This is a genomic window from Virgibacillus necropolis, from assembly GCF_002224365.1.
Classification (GTDB): domain Bacteria; phylum Bacillota; class Bacilli; order Bacillales; family Amphibacillaceae; genus Virgibacillus_F; species Virgibacillus_F necropolis.
On sequence record NZ_CP022437.1, the window covers coordinates 126,533 to 143,832 of the forward strand.

At 42.5% G+C, this 17,300-nt stretch carries 12 protein-coding genes, 10 tRNA genes and 3 rRNA genes; 2 read left to right on the plus strand and 23 right to left on the minus strand.

Features of this window, described 5'->3' with window-relative positions:
* Nucleotides 1-29: 29 nt before the first annotated feature.
* From CFK40_RS00615 to sigW, 4 genes are all read right to left on the minus strand, one after another.
* A complete protein-coding gene (locus CFK40_RS00615; protein WP_089530202.1) occupies nucleotides 30-1,259 on the minus strand; it encodes a CdaR family protein in 1,230 nt (409 codons plus the stop codon).
* Complete coding sequence (gene cdaA, locus CFK40_RS00620; RefSeq protein ID WP_089530203.1) at nucleotides 1,252-2,073, minus strand: diadenylate cyclase CdaA; 822 nt, start codon at nucleotides 2,071-2,073, stop codon at nucleotides 1,252-1,254. Before cdaA ends, CFK40_RS00615 begins: the two co-directional genes overlap by 8 nt.
* A gap of 199 nt (nucleotides 2,074-2,272) precedes the next feature.
* Nucleotides 2,273-2,923 (minus strand): zf-HC2 domain-containing protein, encoded by a 651-nt coding sequence (locus CFK40_RS00625; protein WP_089530204.1) that lies wholly within the window; start codon nucleotides 2,921-2,923, stop codon nucleotides 2,273-2,275.
* A 15-nt stretch (nucleotides 2,924-2,938) separates the two neighbouring features.
* Complete coding sequence (sigW, locus tag CFK40_RS00630) at nucleotides 2,939-3,502, minus strand: RNA polymerase sigma factor SigW (protein ID WP_089530205.1); 564 nt, start codon at nucleotides 3,500-3,502, stop codon at nucleotides 2,939-2,941.
* A 193-nt stretch (nucleotides 3,503-3,695) separates the two neighbouring features.
* Between sigW and CFK40_RS00635 the strand changes: the two genes are divergently transcribed.
* On the plus strand, nucleotides 3,696-3,806 hold the full coding sequence (locus CFK40_RS00635) for an aspartyl-phosphate phosphatase Spo0E family protein (RefSeq protein ID WP_264371399.1): 111 nt from the start codon (nucleotides 3,696-3,698) through the stop codon (nucleotides 3,804-3,806).
* Between the two features lie 91 nt (nucleotides 3,807-3,897).
* Here the strand turns inward: CFK40_RS00635 and rocF are convergent, their stop codons facing one another.
* The 12 genes from rocF to CFK40_RS20865 all read right to left on the minus strand — a co-directional run bounded on the left by rocF (nucleotide 3,898) and on the right by CFK40_RS20865 (nucleotide 10,902).
* Nucleotides 3,898-4,797, minus strand: coding sequence for an arginase (gene rocF, locus CFK40_RS00640; protein WP_089530207.1), 900 nt, complete (start codon nucleotides 4,795-4,797; stop codon nucleotides 3,898-3,900).
* A gap of 190 nt (nucleotides 4,798-4,987) precedes the next feature.
* Entirely contained in the window at nucleotides 4,988-6,082 is a 1,095-nt protein-coding gene (locus CFK40_RS00645; protein WP_089530208.1) for a phosphomevalonate kinase, read from the minus strand.
* Nucleotides 6,083-6,095: 13 nt separating this feature from the next.
* On the minus strand, nucleotides 6,096-7,070 hold the full coding sequence (gene mvaD, locus CFK40_RS00650) for a diphosphomevalonate decarboxylase (RefSeq protein WP_089530209.1): 975 nt from the start codon (nucleotides 7,068-7,070) through the stop codon (nucleotides 6,096-6,098).
* Nucleotides 7,071-7,099: 29 nt separating this feature from the next.
* Nucleotides 7,100-8,062 carry a mevalonate kinase gene (gene mvk / locus CFK40_RS00655; RefSeq protein ID WP_089530210.1) on the minus strand — a complete coding sequence of 321 codons (963 nt, stop codon included), beginning with the start codon at nucleotides 8,060-8,062 and terminating at the stop codon, nucleotides 7,100-7,102.
* Complete coding sequence (locus CFK40_RS00660) at nucleotides 8,059-9,348, minus strand: hydroxymethylglutaryl-CoA reductase, degradative (RefSeq protein ID WP_089530211.1); 1,290 nt, start codon at nucleotides 9,346-9,348, stop codon at nucleotides 8,059-8,061. Before CFK40_RS00660 ends, mvk begins: the two co-directional genes overlap by 4 nt.
* 205 nt (nucleotides 9,349-9,553) lie before the next feature.
* Nucleotides 9,554-9,626: transfer RNA gene (locus CFK40_RS00665), tRNA-Lys, on the minus strand.
* 218 nt (nucleotides 9,627-9,844) lie between these two features.
* Nucleotides 9,845-9,919: transfer RNA gene (locus tag CFK40_RS00670), tRNA-Gln, on the minus strand.
* 9 nt (nucleotides 9,920-9,928) lie between these two features.
* Nucleotides 9,929-10,013, minus strand: a tRNA-Tyr gene (locus CFK40_RS00675).
* A gap of 38 nt (nucleotides 10,014-10,051) precedes the next feature.
* Nucleotides 10,052-10,127: transfer RNA gene (locus CFK40_RS00680), tRNA-Thr, on the minus strand.
* An 18-nt stretch (nucleotides 10,128-10,145) separates the two neighbouring features.
* Nucleotides 10,146-10,221: transfer RNA gene (locus CFK40_RS00685), tRNA-Val, on the minus strand.
* A gap of 69 nt (nucleotides 10,222-10,290) precedes the next feature.
* Nucleotides 10,291-10,365, minus strand: a tRNA-Glu gene (locus CFK40_RS00690).
* A 369-nt stretch (nucleotides 10,366-10,734) separates the two neighbouring features.
* Nucleotides 10,735-10,902 carry a hypothetical protein gene (locus CFK40_RS20865; protein WP_161493806.1) on the minus strand — a complete coding sequence of 56 codons (168 nt, stop codon included), beginning with the start codon at nucleotides 10,900-10,902 and terminating at the stop codon, nucleotides 10,735-10,737.
* Nucleotides 10,903-11,142: 240 nt separating this feature from the next.
* Between CFK40_RS20865 and CFK40_RS21450 the strand changes: the two genes are divergently transcribed.
* Nucleotides 11,143-11,229: a hypothetical protein gene (locus tag CFK40_RS21450; RefSeq protein WP_264371400.1), complete on the plus strand. Its 87-nt coding sequence runs from the start codon at nucleotides 11,143-11,145 to the stop codon at nucleotides 11,227-11,229.
* A gap of 311 nt (nucleotides 11,230-11,540) precedes the next feature.
* On the opposite strand, the gene CFK40_RS00700 is transcribed toward CFK40_RS21450, so the two are convergent.
* From CFK40_RS00700 to CFK40_RS00730, 7 genes are all read right to left on the minus strand, one after another.
* Nucleotides 11,541-11,613 (minus strand) — tRNA-Thr (locus CFK40_RS00700).
* Nucleotides 11,614-11,620: 7 nt separating this feature from the next.
* Nucleotides 11,621-11,695, minus strand: a tRNA-Asn gene (locus CFK40_RS00705).
* 221 nt (nucleotides 11,696-11,916) lie between these two features.
* Nucleotides 11,917-12,032 (minus strand): 5S ribosomal RNA (gene rrf, locus CFK40_RS00710).
* A 72-nt stretch (nucleotides 12,033-12,104) separates the two neighbouring features.
* Nucleotides 12,105-15,026 (minus strand): 23S ribosomal RNA (locus CFK40_RS00715).
* A 74-nt stretch (nucleotides 15,027-15,100) separates the two neighbouring features.
* Nucleotides 15,101-15,173 (minus strand) — tRNA-Ala (locus tag CFK40_RS00720).
* A gap of 14 nt (nucleotides 15,174-15,187) precedes the next feature.
* A tRNA-Ile gene (locus tag CFK40_RS00725) sits at nucleotides 15,188-15,264 on the minus strand.
* Between the two features lie 252 nt (nucleotides 15,265-15,516).
* Nucleotides 15,517-17,082, minus strand: a 16S ribosomal RNA gene (locus tag CFK40_RS00730).
* The 16S, 23S and 5S rRNA genes sit together here with 4 tRNA genes alongside, the layout of an rRNA operon.
* Between the last annotated feature and the right edge of the window lie 218 nt (nucleotides 17,083-17,300).

Genomic DNA, 17,300 nt, shown 5'->3' on the forward strand with positions numbered 1-17,300 from the left:
ATGATTTATTAGCTATTGAAGGAACAGTTTTACGTAATTTCAATCGTCACCTGTTCCATTTCAGCTTTAACTGTGACATTTTTCGGGCCTTTTATAGTTACGGGTACCTGATGTTCTCCTTCTTCAAGTCCCTCAACATCAACAAATAATTGAACGTCTTCTTTAGTTAATTCACTTATACTTTCTTCCGACCCAGCTACAACTACATTCATTATGGCATCGCTTGGAGTTGTAAACTCTATGTCTTGTCCATTACCAGAGTTTTCTACATCGATTGCGACATCATCTATCGTTTTAGTCCGTTTTAATTCTACTTCCACTTCTACTGTTTTTGTCTCCGGAACGCTTGTACCCTCTGGCAACGCAAGTTTAGCTTCTATTGTTTGTGACTCCGTTATTTCTGATAAGTTAATATCTTCCGTTGTCACTTTATCAATACCTTCTAAAACTGAACTGGTTGCAAAAATTTCAACTTCCTCTATATTTGCTTTAATTGATGAAAGTACATATTCTTTAGGTAATTCACCTGTTGTAGGAACCGCTACTGGAACCATTTTACTCGGATTCAGAAGTTCGGCTGAAACGACCACGTTCTCAGGTTCTATGTTTACATTCAATTCATTTCCTTGACTATCATACACATTTACTGGTACTTCTCGACTTTCAATCGATTCATCAAGGCCAGCTACATCCACAAATACCTTTACTATACCTATTTGATCAATAATTTTTTTTGAACTAGTAATCGTGACAGATTTCGGTTCAACTTCTGAAGATCCTATTTCAAAGCCTTCACTTAGTTCATCTGTATTTAAAAAGTCTACATTAACATTAAACTCTTCTGATGCCCGCTCTTCAATGACGATATCGAGTTCTTTCGGCTCAATATAAACCCCTAGATTATTTGGCACATTGGAATACTCAAGCTCCACCGTATGTTCGCCCGCACCTATACCTTCTAAATCGACATACACATCAAAACTTGGTTGGCGAACGGCCGGAACCAAAACACCAGGATTTCCTTGAAGTTGAACAGTCACATATTCAGGTACACCACTAACAACATATTTTTCCTCATCAATTTGAATATCAACTGGAAACTTTTCAATCGTTTCTAGATCATCAGAACCATCTGGGATTCGGGAATCATTTTCTGATTCACTATCATACAAAGTCAACGACACAAATACATACAGTAAAATTGCAAATGCAAGCGAGATAATGCGAACAAACCATTTACTTTTAAACCAATTATCCATTCTTTTTCCCCCTCCATTTCCAGGACTTTGATTCAGGGGCTTTTATCGATAATGATAAATTTTCTTTTAAAAGTTCTCGTAGTGCATTTAAGTCCAAATCACGGTGCAACTCACCATTTTTTGTACAAGAGACATTACCAGTTTCCTCAGATACGATAATCGTAAGAGCATCTGTTACTTCACTAATACCCATTGCAGCTCGGTGCCTTGTGCCAAGTTCTTTTGAAATAAAAGGGCTTTCTGATAATGGTAAATAACAAGCGGCAGCAACTATTTCTTCACCGCGCATAATCACAGCGCCATCATGGAGTGGTGTATTCGGTGTGAAAATGTTAGTTAATAATTGATGAGTAAGCTTACCACCAATTGGTATTCCAGTTTCGGCATAATCGCCAATTCCTGTTTCTCGTTCTATCGTAATTAGTGCACCAATGCGGCGTTTTGCCATATAGCCGCAAGAATGTATAAAAGCTTCGATAGTTTGTTCTAAAATTTCTTCTTCAGATTTTGTGTTTCTAGAGAATATATTACCCCTACCAAGCTGCTCCAGTGCACGTCTTAACTCGGGTTGGAATAATATAATAATAACGACGAATCCCCATCTTATCGCATAATCTGTTAACCACTGAATGGTTTGTAAATTAAAAACAAGACTGATAATCCATACGATTAATATAACCAAAATCCCTTTAAGTAGCTGAATTGCTTTTGTACCACGAATTAGCATAATTAATTTATATAGTATGTACCAAACGACAGCTATATCTACGCCGATACGTAAGAGGTCAAATACATCAAATCCCCCATCAAGCATGTTTACACATCCTTCTATCCATAGGTTCTCATTCTATCTAATAGTGCAACGGTTATTATTATATCATATTCCACCGTCAAACATGCCATCAATAAGGATTTTATTTACACACCTAGAATGATGTGTTATACCTGTTTTTTTAAAAAAATAGAGCTTTCTGTTCACCATAACAGAAAGCTCTTAAAATAGGGGATGGTGTTTAATTAACCCATACTTGACCAAGGGAGAAAATACTTTCGAAGATTTCCTGTAAATGGTACCACATCCACTCAAACACTTGATCAACTTCCTCAAAATCTCCATTCACCTCTCCGACTGATGCCATTAGTCCTTCGCCATCAATTGAATCATCTATTAAATTACCGTTGATTAGGGTTACATTACCATCTACTGTACCATCAATTTTCAAGTTGCCGTTTTTCACTAACAAATCACCAGATACGGTAACACCTTCAGGTACAACAACAGTACCCCCTTTAATTATCAAGTTCTCTTGCTTGGAAACAACTAATTCACTACTCTGATTCCATGCCGATAGTACACCGCTAAACATGAAAATAAAAAATATCGCGGCAGCTGTAATTACTGGGTGTGCCTTGAACCAACGCATATAGCTAACTCTTCGTCTCTCTTTTGGTAATTTATTCATCACGCTTTTGGCGAAGTCTTCAGGTGCGGATAGCTTTTCGGCACTTTGCACCCAGGTAATCGTGCGCTTTAACTCATGAAAATGCTGTTGACAATCTTCACAAGTCTCTAAATGTCCTCGCAAATTTACTTCTTCTGGTTTAGTTAAATCTCCATCTAAATATTTATGCATAAGCATGATAGCTTCTTTTTCGCATTTCATTTCGTTCACACTCCTTTACACGTGACGAAGCTTCTTCCGTAAAGCTTCCCTACCCCGGTGAATCCTCGTTTTTACCGTTCCTAAAGGAATATCTAGGATGTCGCTTATCTCTTTTAGGGAAAACTCTTCTAAATACCGTAGTATAATAATCGATCGGTATTTAGGTGGTAGCTCTGAAATTTCATGATGAATATAGCTTTTCAGTTCAAGATTCTCTACTTCCTCTTCTGGCAAAATATTATCCGATTCAAGCTGGGAATACATGTTTAAGCCATCCGCTCCCTTAACCTCTGCATCAAGATAATAATCTGGCTTCCGTTTTCGTATTCGATCAATGGTCAAATTCGTCGCGATGCGATACAGCCACGTTGAAAACTTTCTGGTTATATCATACGAATCAATATTCATGTATGCTCGAATAAAAGCCTCTTGCGCTATATCCTCCGCCTCGTGCGCGTTACCAAGCATTCGGTAACAATGCTGATAAATCTTATGCTGATAAAAAGTAACCACATCTTCAAATGCAGTTTGGTCGCCTTTTTTCACTTGTTTTATTTTTTCTTTTATTATTAAATCCATAGCAAGTACCTCCGCTATTCATGCGGTATTTGTGTTACGAAATAGGATATGTAAAAGTTTCACTTATAAAAAATAATTTTTAAGTTTATTATTTCAAATATATGGGTATCTTTTACTACATTATACTAGATTGGAGGAAGGTTTTGTGGATAATTATAATTTATTGAAAAAGATTGAACATTGTCGTAATGAAATGATTACCTTGAGTACTACCCACAGCTATACTTCTGAGGCAGTAATTAAATCTAGTAAGCAATTAGATTCGCTCCTCAACACCTACCAGAAGGCAGTAAAAAGTGCTTAACTAGGCACTCATCTGTGTGCTAGCATACATAAAAAGACAGCGACTTCCAAGCAGAAATCACTGTCTTTTTTATTACTCCGTTAACTAATCATTATTTTAACGTTTCCCCAAATAATGCACTAATCAAATTCGCTGCCACAATGCCCGTTTTATTTTTGTCATCAAGTAACGGATTTACCTCTACAAATTCGGCAGAAGTAATGACATCAGCATCATGCAATAATTCCATCGCATGACGTGTCTCACGATAGGACGGGCCACCATAAACTGGTGTTCCAACTCCTGGTGTTTCAGTTGGATCCAATCCATCTAAGTCAAGACTTAAATGAATACCATCTGTCCGCTCTTTCAAGTATTCAATTGTCTTCTGGATAACAGCGTTCATTCCTAATTCATCTACTTCTCGCATTGAATAAACCCTGATTCCACGTTCCCTAATAAGTTCTTTTTCACCCGGGTCTAAGTCACGCGCTCCAATGATTACTAAATTCTCAGGTTTAACTTTCGGTTGATCCCCATGAATGGATGTTAGTTCCTTATGACCAATTCCAAGACTTACAGCCAGTGGCATTCCATGGATATTTCCTGACGGTGATGTTCGGCTATCATTTAAATCACCATGGGCATCATACCAGATGACACCTAGGTTCTCGTAATGCTTACTAATTCCAGCAAGGCTTCCGATTGCCATGCTATGGTCTCCACCAAATAATAGCGGAAATCGTTTAGCCGTTAAGACATCATCTGTTTTTTTGGCAAGAGTTGTACTTGAATCAATAATGTCTTGCAGGTTTAACAAGTTTTCTTCCCGTTGTTCTTCACCTGATACAAACTCAATTTTTATATTACCTAAATCTTCAACATCATGTTGTAAACGCTTTAATTTTTGGACAGCACCAGCGTGGCGAATTGCGTCCGGCCCTAAATCTGTTCCTGGAAGCGGTTGTCCTAAATGCATCGGTACTCCAATAATAGAAATATTTTTCTTCATAATTGAAACCTCCTCTACATGATAGTTTAACTAAAAATCAACCTGTGACTCAACTGGACATAAAGATGTCTAAATATACCACAAAAGCATTAGAGCATATGAGCTGGACTGACTAGTGTTCTTAGACCTTTAATGTACTTCTTTCCAGTTGGTTATATATTTTCTACTGTGACCAGACCTTTACCATTTTCTAGTTCAATTTAGCCCCATGTAAATTCAGACTAAGTGATAATTGCTTTATACCAGCCTCTTCCCATTCTTGAATAACTCGTTCCGCTTTTTCTTTACTAGGAAGAAATACAATACCACAATCTCCCCCACCAGCTCCTGATGGTTTCCCTGCACCACCATGTTTCTCTGCAATATCAGACAAAATTTTAAGTAAGGCTGTTTCGATATCTGCTTCAGCGTGCTTTCCTAGATTTGCTAATGTCTTTCTGTTAGAAGCTATTCCATTTAGTATCTGCTTGTTATCACCAGATTCAACTCCCCGTATAATCGAGCTAACAGCTAAAGCTGACTCATCAATAAACTGATTATAGATACCCGCGTCTCGCACTTTGACTAGGGCAATTTTTTTAAGGAATTGTTTGGTTGAAGCTGGGCTTCCTGTCCAGCCAATCAACATATGGATATCAGCCGGTAATTCAATTGGTTTAACGGAAAAATAGGGCCAATCACGCTCAACTAATTCAGTTATCGATGACGCCTTACCAAATGCATCTTTTAACCATTCCGCTTGAAAGGATGTGTAAGTAACCAGCCCACCAAATGAGGATGCTGCTACATCAGCTCCAGAACCACTACCTTGCGTTTCTACATGAGCAATAGCTGCCAACTTAAAAAGCAGTTTAGGTGAGCAGGACATTGACTGTTTTTCTAAAACTGCCCTGATCACCGCTGTGACAACTGCTGCACTTGAACCTAATCCATATTTAATTCCTGAATCATCGTCTAATTCACTCGTAATAGCCAAGTCAAAATTAGCAAAGGACTTTCCTTGTTCAGTTACATAACGATATGCTACGTTCATCGCATTTTCAACAAAGTTTACGCGCCTATCACTCGTCACGATATGTATGTTATTATTTTTAATTTCCCATTTAAGGTTTTCGAGGTTTAATTTCGGAAGGGATACACGATTTTCAATACAGTCTTTAATTGTTGCATAAACAAAACGATCAACAGCCATTACTATTGATCGTTGGTTGGCTTCTAATAAGGCAAACTCTCCAGCAATCATCAGTTTACCCGGAACCTTTATAGTCAACTTTTCATTCGTCATTGTTTTTCATCCCCTATTGATAGGTGACTCCCTGACCTGAACGACTTAAAATCACGTTTGATACACCAGGTATTTTCCGGAGTGTTTGATGGACTATCTCTTCGTTTTCTGGTTGATAAAGAACTTTTACGTTTGGACCAGCATCAATAGTGAAATAAGCAAGAATACCTTTCTCGCGTAATGCTTGGACGGTTTGCATAACAGTTAACGTTGTATCGTGCCAATACGTAAATGGTGGGTTAGCGCCTAATGTTGTCGCATGCATCTTTTGGCAATTCGCCTCGGCAATTTTACCCATTTTTTCAAAGTCTCGATTCTGTATCGCAGTTTTGATTTGCATTAGATCACTAGGAATGCTATCCACCCATCCGGAATAAAATGGTGAAGTCTCTACTGTTCTTTTCATTCCTACGCGGCTAGAAACCTTTTTCATATCAGATGATAAAACAACCGCGGCGACGCGAACATCCCAATGATCTTGTGGAGTTATAGGCACAGCATAGGAATCAGATCCATCATCTTCTACACCTTTTTCCCACTCTACAAAACCACCATAGATTGACCGACATGCAGAACCTGATCCTTGCCGTGTAAGGCGGGATAAGGTCTGATTGTCAAGATTTAAATCTAATGCACGTGTAGCAGCTGCTGCAAGTGCTGCAAAACCAGACGCTGATGAAGCGAAACCTGCCGCAGTCGGGACCGCATTTGTCGAATGGACTTCCGCAAACAAAGGACTATCCGCATAATTTCTAATTAAATCAAGAAACTTGGAGACTTTTGTATATTGATCTCCTAAAATTATTTCGTTGTCTAAATAAAATTTATCCTCTTCTAGTTCACGATTAAATGTTACAGTTGTCTCTGTATAAAAAGCATCTAAAGTTAAAGAAAGACTGTTATTCATTGGTAAAATCAACGACTCATCGCGCTTTCCCCAATATTTAATCAAGGCAATGTTGGTATGTGCCTTTGCCGTTGCTTTCATCCATAGTCCCCATTTCTATTAACTATCCCTTACTTTTGCTTCCGTAATACAAACGGCCATACTGCATGAGCACCAAAGCCCTTTAGTTTTTCACAGAGTTGTTTAGAGTGGGCTTCATTGCGAGCCAAAGCAATAATACATCCACCATTTCCGCCACCTGTTAATTTGGCACCAAGGGCTCCCCCTTGACGAGCAATATAAATTAGCCTGTTTAGTCCTGCATCACTTACACCTAGTGCTTCTAGTTCTTTTTGTGCTTCGTTTAATGTTTTTCCTAAAAGTTGTTTACTGGCTTTTTCAAGAGCTCTTCTTGCTTGATGTGTTATGTCACCAATCCGATCAAGACTAGCTTGAATTTTCTTAGGGCCAGATTTTAGTAACTCTGCCACCGATTCAACAGCCAATCGTGTATCACCTTTTCGACCCGAATCCGCCACAATAAAGTGGAAGTCAGCATTTGGTTTAATAAAGTGGAATGGAATATCTTTCTCATACCACACAGGCGATTGTGATGTAATCGTGAGTGTATCAATTCCACTAGGTGCGCCATGTGCATAGGTCTCTGAAATATTTGCTAGCATTAATAGCGTCTCTTCTGTCAGCTCTTGATCTGCATGGTCAAATAAAGACCGAACAACAGCAATTGCAACTGAAGCACTTGATCCAAGCCCTTTCCCAGGTGGTATCGATGACTTAATCCGAATCAACAGGTCATTACGTGGTATTTCTAAATAATTTAAAGTTGCGTTAATACAGTTAACCACACCGTCAAGAGAAATAGGTGCCTTATCGATTGGTCCATGATAAAACGTACTATCTATTTTAACTGCACCTGGTACATTATCTACAAGCGCCTCTACCCCAACTAAAGGGAAGGGAATGGCGATAGCTGGTTGTCCGTGTACAACCGCATGTTCCCCAATTAAAATTAATTTACTATGAGCTATTCCGACAGCTGTTTGTTCTGAAGTTGTTGCTTTCTCTACACTCATCTTTTAGTCTTTGCCACCAATTCTTTAGCTTTCCCCACACGGATTTCTTTTTCATTAATTAATTGTTCAGCAATGATATCAATCAGCTCTCCTTTAGCCCCTGCCGCCATCGCCACAGAGCGGGAATGTAAAGCCATATGACCCTTTTGGATACCATCCGTCACTAAAGCTTTTAAAGCACCCAGGTTTTGCGCTAGACCTACTGATACAATAACCTGTGCTAATTCTTGGGCAGATTCTACACCTAACATCTTATGAGCAATTTGCGAGATTGGGTGGACACGAATCGAACCGCCAACAGTTCCGACAGACATAGGTAACTCAAGTTCACCAACCAGATTACCTTCATCATCAGCATACCAATCTGTCATCGAACTATATTTACCAAAACGCGCCGCATAAGCATGTGCTCCAGCTTCAACTGCACGCCAATCATTTCCTGTTGCGATTACTATTGGGTCAATCCCATTCATGATTCCTTTATTATGGGTAACTGCACGATATGGATCAGATGCTGCGAACTCATAAGCATGCACTACTCCATCTCGTACTTCTTCACCGGAATAATCACCAGACGCTAATAATTCTGGTGGTATCACACATTTAGCACGTGCCATACATCTATCCGCCAAATTGGAAAGAATTCTCAAATATACTTTTCCTTTTGTTAAATCTTCTACAACTGGTGCAAGGGCTTCAACCATGGTATTAATTATATTGGCACCCATTGCATCACATGTATTAATATACAGATGTAACACAAGCATCTGGCCATATTTTGAACCTGAATCATCATTTAGTATGCGTACTTCTAAATCCTGCGCTCCGCCGCCTCTAGCGACGATACTAGGGTAAGCTGCATTGGCTCCCTCTAAAAGCATGTCTTTCTCTCTCAAAAGTGCTTTCTTAGCTAAATCGAAATCAGAGCATCCAACTACTTGAATCTGACCGATCATAATTCTATCGGTAGCTTCGGTTGTAAACCCACCAGCATTTCGAACAAGCTTTGCAATATAACTCGCAGATGCCACAACAGATGGTTCTTCAATAGCCATAGGTACTACATATTCTTTCCCGTTTATAAGAAAGTTTAATCCTAACCCTAGTGGCAACTGATAAGTTCCTATAACATTTTCTATCATATTATCTGCTGTATCAAGAGATAATGGATTCGCTTGAGAAAGATGAGCTGTTTCTTCTTTCGTAAAGCCAGCTTGCTCAGCAAGTATCTTTCTGCGCTCTTCTACAGTCATATTATAGAAGCCAGGAATTCTAGAAGTATTCATACAAAATCATCCTTTTGTGTATCAATATATAATAAGTTTTTCTTTACTTTTTTTGTTAGATATTAAATTTACTCTATCTATTATGTAAAAAAATAGCGCAAAATGCAAATAAACAAGGTTGTGTAATTTCATAACGACCTTGTTTACTTGCAATTATACTATGTATTATGTCCCATTGCTAGAATTCTTTTCATCTAATAAGTGATGAGCCATGAAGGATTCGAACCTTCGACCCTCTGATTAAAAGTCAGATGCTCTACCAACTGAGCTAATGGCTCGTATGAAAATATTTTGTTTATGATAAGAAGCATTCGTCCTAGATGCTCGTCGTGTTGCAAGCAAATTCAAGAAGTCGCACTCCTCGCAAGCCTGTACATAGTAGTAAATCAGGAAGTTAACGGCTTGCTCTACCAACTGAGCTAATGGCTCGTTACATACAAAAACCACGTATTTACCGTGGTGAAGTTGATACACAAGGTGATCATATAAGTTATAATGGCTGGGCTACCAGGATTCGAACCTGGGAATGACAGGATCAAAACCTGCTGCCTTACCGCTTGGCTATAGCCCAATATATAAATGGTGGAGGGGGGCAGATTCGAACTGCCGAACCCTGAGGGAGCGGATTTACAGTCCGCCGCGTTTAGCCACTTCGCTACCCCTCCATATAATTACCACATTTTCAAATCTTATACATAAAAAATGGTGCCGGCCAGAGGACTTGAACCCCCAACCTACTGATTACAAGTCAGTTGCTCTACCAGTTGAGCTAGGCCGGCTTAATATAATACAAAAAATGGTGGAGGATGCAGGGTTCGAACCTGCGACCCCCTGCTTGTAAGGCAGGTGCTCTCCCAGCTGAGCTAATCCTCCAAAGCACAGGATGTGCAAGTGCATGTATTGCAACAGGACGTCACGATTTTAACATGCCTTTATTAAAATTGGTGACCCGTACGGGATTCGAACCCGTGATACCGCCGTGAAAGGGCGGTGTCTTAACCACTTGACCAACGGGCCTAGATTAATTTTCAATGTTTATTATTTGTTTAATGTCGAAAACCAACGAATTTTATTATATACAGATTCTCTCCCTTTGTAAAGGGTAAATCCAGTTTTTTTGTTATTTTTTAAGAGCATGTTAATCATTATTTTCCAAACATGCGGTTTTTAGTCAAAATAATTGTAAGATATTATTCTGCTTGGTCGTAACATTATGCAACAGATGGAGCAGACGAAGGATTATAATACGAATGAAAGTCTTGGTAAAAACCAGCTTGAAAGTACACGCTCGCTTCTCTTATATAGCGTTCACCCTGCAAAGCTTAAGTACTCGGAGGGAACTGCCATATTCTACCCCAAAAAATACGTAAATCAATTCATTGTTTTCTATGAGGCTATAATTGCCACAAACCAAATAATCACTACGCTTGGCACGGACATAAATAATGCTCTTGAGGGCTTAATATTTTGCTTTTTGATTAGATAGATAGCTAAGAACACCTCGAAAATTGTTACAACAAATGCAATTACAAATAATATCGGTAAATTGGTCATTTAATAACCTCCTGGTAACAGCTCAACTTGACTCCCTGAACCGAAAAATATATTCAAAGATTGATAATTGTACTTCCCGTCATAAATTGACTTATTCTATTTCAGTTTTCCCTCTTTTGTTTCTACTGTTGTTAAGTATTGTGAAACATTTTATTCTTCTGGGGAATTTTTTCTAAAAAGAAATGTATTCACGATTTACGGCATACTACAGCAACAGACTTAATCAACAAAGGATTAAATATCCACTCCATATCCAAACGTCTTGGACATTTCAATATCGGTACCACGATGGAAGTATATGGTCACTATCTTGAAGTAGTAGATTAAAAAATTGCTCAAATGTTGGATCAGGATTATAATGTAAAGAAAATTAAATACAAAAATCATTACCAAACAAAATAGCTATTAACTTTCACAAAAGTTGATAGCCATTTTTTAACAATCCACAAAAATCATCTTTCTATAAAAGTCGCCGAATTAGAATAGAGCCACCTTTCCAAAGAGTAATTTTCCTACTCAATGAAAAAGTGGCTTGTGGTCTTTTATGTGTAATCTGTGAAAGTTAAAAGGGTCTGCGCTAGAGCACTTTCCAATTTACCAGCTTTAAAATCTCACAAACGTTGATATTAAAGGAAAAGAGCTTCCAAGCAGATTCGAACTGCTGACCCCTTCCTTACCATGGAAGTGCTCTACCTGCTGAGCTATGGAAGCTTAAATATGGCTCCACAGGTAGGATTCGAACCTACGACCGATCGGTTAACAGCCGATAGCTCTACCACTGAGCTACTGTGGAATAATCTTAAATAGTGAATCATAGTAGTACAATCTAGCTTGGGCCTGCTCGTCACACAATACATTCCTCGCATGATCAAACATAAACCGTTCGATCAAGCTACTGTGGAATAATCTTAAATAAAGAATCATAGTAGTACAATCTAACTTGGTCCTGCTCGTTACGAAGAACATTCCTCGTTCGATTTGAATCCACGTTATAAAAAAGTATATAAAAAAACTGCCTGGCGGCGTCCTACTCTTGCAAGGACAAAGTCCTAACTACCATCGGCGCTGGAGAGCTTAACTACTGTGTTCGGTATGGGAACAGGTGTGACTTCTCCGCTATTACTACCAGACAATTTCATGTAAAAAGGTATCATTTGTACCCTAAAAACTAAATAAGAGCGTAATAGTGACATCAAGAATTGTTAGTTAAGTCCTCGATCGATTAGTATTCGTCAGCTGCACGTGTCACCACGCTTCCACCTCGAACCTATCAACCTCATCGTCTCTGAGGGATCTTACTCACTCGAAAGTGATGGGAAGTCTCATCTTGAGGGGGGCTTCATGCTTAGATGCTTTCAGCACTTATCCTTTCCACACGTAGCTACCCAGCTATGCTCCTGGCGGAACAACTGGTACACCAGCGGTGTGTCCATCCCGGTCCTCTCGTACTAAGGACAGCTCCTCTCAAACTTCCAGCGCCCACGACGGATAGGGACCGAACTGTCTCACGACGTTCTGAACCCAGCTCGCGTACCGCTTTAATGGGCGAACAGCCCAACCCTTGGGACCGACTACAGCCCCAGGATGCGATGAGCCGACATCGAGGTGCCAAACCTCCCCGTCGATGTGAACTCTTGGGGGAGATAAGCCTGTTATCCCCGGGGTAGCTTTTATCCGTTGAGCGATGGCCCTTCCATGCGGAACCACCGGATCACTAAGCCCGACTTTCGTCCCTGCTCGACTTGTAGGTCTCGCAGTCAAGCTCCCTTCTGCCTTTACACTCTACGAATGATTTCCAACCATTCTGAGGGAACCTTTGGGCGCCTCCGTTACTCTTTAGGAGGCGACCGCCCCAGTCAAACTGCCCGCCTGACACTGTCTCCGAACCGGATTACGGTCCTGGGTTAGAAGGTCCGTACAGCCAGGGTGGTATCCCACGGATGCCTCCACCGAAGCTAGCGCTCCGGTTTCCAAGGCTCCCACCTATCCTGTACAAGCTGTACCAACATTCAATATCAGGCTACAGTAAAGCTCCACGGGGTCTTTCCGTCCTGTCGCGGGTAATGCGCATCTTCACGCATAGTATAATTTCACCGGGTCTCTCGTTGAGACAGTGCCCAAGTCGTTGCACCTTTCGTGCGGGTCGGAACTTACCCGACAAGGAATTTCGCTACCTTAGGACCGTTATAGTTACGGCCGCCGTTTACTGGGGCTTCGGTTCTAAGCTTCGCACCCGAAGGTGCTAACCTTTCCCCTTAACCTTCCAGCACCGGGCAGGTGTCAGCCCCTATACTTCGCCTTTCGGCTTCGCAGAGACCTGTGTTTTTGCTAAACAGTCGCTTGGGCCTATTCACTGCGGCTCCTCCTTAAAGGAGCACCCCTTCTCCCGAAGTTACGGGGTCATTTTGCCGAGTTCCTTAACGAGAGTTCTCCCGATCACCTTAGGATTCTCTCCTCGCCTACCTGTGTCGGTTTGCGGTACGGGCACCTATGAACTCACTAGAGGCTTTTCTTGGCAGTGTGAAATCCAGAACTTCGGTACTTTAGTTCCCTCCCCATCACAGCTCAGAATTGTTGGACGGATTTGCCAATCCAACTCCCTTGCTGCTTGGGCGCACATTTCCAATCGTGCGCATTCCTTATCCTACTGCGTCCCCCCATCGTTCAAACGTTCATGAGGTGGTACAGGAATATCTACCTGTTGTCCATCGCCTACGCCTGTCGGCCTCGGCTTAGGTCCCGACTAACCCTGAGCGGACGAGCCTTCCTCAGGAAACCTTGGGCTTTCGGTGAAAGAGATTCTCACTCTTTTTTCGCTACTCATACCGGCATTCTCACTTCGAAGCGCTCCACCAGTCCTCACGGTCTGACTTCACTGCACTTCGAACGCTCTCCTACCATTGTTCATAGAACAATCCGCAGCTTCGGTGATACGTTTAGCCCCGGTACATTTTCGGCGCAGAGTCACTCGACCAGTGAGCTATTACGCACTCTTTAAATGATGGCTGCTTCTAAGCCAACATCCTGGTTGTCTGGGCAACTCCACATCCTTTTCCACTTAACGTATACTTTGGGACCTTAGCTGGCGGTCTGGGCTGTTTCCCTTTCGACTATGAACCTTATCACCCATAGTCTGACTCCCAGGCTTACGTAGCTGGCATTCGGAGTTTGACTGAATTCGGTAACCCGGTGAGGGCCCCTAGTCCAATCAGTGCTCTACCTCCAGTACGCATCTGCCTGAGGCTAGCCCTAAAGCTATTTCGGAGAGAACCAGCTATCTCCGTGTTCGATTGGCATTTCACCCCTACCCACACCTCATCCCCGCATTTTTCAACATACGTGGGTTCGGGCCTCCAGTCAGTGTTACCTGACCTTCACCCTGGACATGGGTAGATCACACGGTTTCGGGTCTACGACCGCATACTAATTCGCCCTATTCAGACTCGCTTTCGCTGCGGCTCCGTGTCTTCCACTTAACCTCGCATACGATCGTAACTCGCCGGTCCATTCTACAAAAGGTACGCCGTCACCCATTAACGGGCTTCGACTACTTGTAAGCGCACGGTTTCAGGATCTCTTTCACTCCCCTTCCGGGGTGCTTTTCACCTTTCCCTCACGGTACTGGTTCACTATCGGTCACTAGGTAGTATTTAGCCTTGGGAGATGGTCCTCCCAGATTCCGACGGAATTTCTCGTGTTCCGCCGTACTCAGGATCCACTCCGGAGGAAACTCTTTTTCGATTACAGGGCTCTTACCCGCTATGGCTGATCGTTCCAGATCGATTCATCTAAAGAATTTCTTTGTAACTCCAATGGAGTGTCCTACAACCCCAGAAAGCAAGCTTTCTGGTTTGGGCTGATTCCGTTTCGCTCGCCGCTACTTAGGAAATCGCATTTGCTTTCTCTTCCTCCGGGTAATGAGATGTTTCAGTTCCCCGGGTCTGCCACGCGTATCCTATGTATTCAGATACGCGTACTGCTCCATTACGAACAGTGGGTTTCCCCATTCGGAAATCCTCGGATCAAAGTCTACTTACGACTCCCCGAGGCATATCGGTGTTAGTCCCGTCCTTCATCGGCTCCTAGTGCCAAGGCATTCACCGTGCGCTCTTCTTCACTTAACTATCTTCATGATTAAGAACTTACGTTTTTGATGTCGTTGTCTATCTTGCTCTTATTTAGTTTTCAAGGTACAAAATGGAGCCTAGCGGGATCGAACCGCTGACCTCCTGCGTGCAAGGCAGGCGCTCTCCCAGCTGAGCTAAGGCCCCATATGAATTATAGATGGTGGGCCTGAGTGGACTCGAACCACCGACCTCACGCTTATCAGGCGTGCGCTCTAACCAGCTGAGCTACAGGCCCATCTATATATTATGGAAGGAAAAATTAATCCCTCAAAACTGAACAAACAACCATGTATGCAAGGCCTACCAATGGCAGGTCTTATCGATGACGACAAGCGTCACCGATTTTCCGTTAATAATCCAGCTACAACTCCCAGCAGCTAGCGTATAGTTAATCTCTTTTCAATCTCCCAAAGTGCAGGGAGATTTTCAAGATCTTATCTATCCGTACGCCGCTAAACGGTCGTTTTCGCTTTTTTATATTCCTTAGAAAGGAGGTGATCCAGCCGCACCTTCCGATACGGCTACCTTGTTACGACTTCACCCCAATCATTGGCCCCACCTTCGGCGGCTGGCTCCATAAAGGTTACCTCACCGACTTCGGGTGTTGCCAACTCTCGTGGTGTGACGGGCGGTGTGTACAAGGCCCGGGAACGTATTCACCGCGGCATGCTGATCCGCGATTACTAGCGATTCCGGCTTCATGTAGGCGAGTTGCAGCCTACAATCCGAACTGAGAATGGTTTTATGGGATTTGCTACACCTCGCGGCTTCGCGTCCCTTTGTTCCATCCATTGTAGCACGTGTGTAGCCCAGGTCATAAGGGGCATGATGATTTGACGTCATCCCCACCTTCCTCCGGTTTGTCACCGGCAGTCACCTTAGAGTGCCCAACTGAATGCTGGCAACTAAGATCAAGGGTTGCGCTCGTTGCGGGACTTAACCCAACATCTCACGACACGAGCTGACGACAACCATGCACCACCTGTCACTCTGTCCCCGAAGGGAACACGATATCTCTATCGCTATCAGAGGATGTCAAGACCTGGTAAGGTTCTTCGCGTTGCTTCGAATTAAACCACATGCTCCACCGCTTGTGCGGGCCCCCGTCAATTCTTTTGAGTTTCAGCCTTGCGGCCGTACTCCCCAGGCGGAGTGCTTAATGCGTTAACTTCAGCACTAAGGGGCGGAAACCCCCTAACACCTAGCACTCATCGTTTACGGCGTGGACTACCAGGGTATCTAATCCTGTTCGCTCCCCACGCTTTCGCTCCTCAGCGTCAGTTACAGACCAGAGAGTCGCCTTCGCCACTGGTGTTCCTCCACATCTCTACGCATTTCACCGCTACACGTGGAATTCCACTCTCCTCTTCTGTACTCAAGTCCTCCAGTTTCCAATGACCCTCCACGGTTAAGCCGTGGGCTTTCACATCAGACTTAAAAGACCGCCTGCGAGCGCTTTACGCCCAATAATTCCGGACAACGCTTGCCCCCTACGTATTACCGCGGCTGCTGGCACGTAGTTAGCCGGGGCTTTCTGGTTAGGTACCGTCATGGTACCGCCCTATTCGAACGATACTTGTTCTTCCCTAACAACAGAGTTTTACGATCCGAAAACCTTCATCACTCACGCGGCGTTGCTCCGTCAGACTTTCGTCCATTGCGGAAGATTCCCTACTGCTGCCTCCCGTAGGAGTCTGGGCCGTGTCTCAGTCCCAGTGTGGCCGATCACCCTCTCAGGTCGGCTACGCATCGTCGCCTTGGTAGGCCATTACCCCACCAACTAGCTAATGCGACGCGGGCCCATCTGTAAGTGACAGCAAAAGCCGCCTTTCAACTTTCTATCATGTGATAAAAAGTATTATTCGGTATTAGCTCCGGTTTCCCGAGGTTATCCCAATCTTACAGGTAGGTTGCCCACGTGTTACTCACCCGTCCGCCGCTCGTTCCACAAGCTCACACCCCGAAGAGTGATTGCTTGCTTCCCGCGCTCGACTTGCATGTATTAGGCACGCCGCCAGCGTTCGTCCTGAGCCAAGATCAAACTCTCCAAAAAAGTTTGAATAAAATCGACACCAATCGATTTTATCAATTGTCTTAGCTTTGTTTCGTTACTTACATACTTGGTTGTTTTGTTCAGTTTTCAAGGAGCAATTAAATCCTTTGTCGTTTTTGGCGACAAGATATAATTTACCATGTATACGAATGATTGTCAATAGTTTTCTTAAATCAATTAAAATCTTTTTCATAAGAACTTCATTTTATTAAAAAACT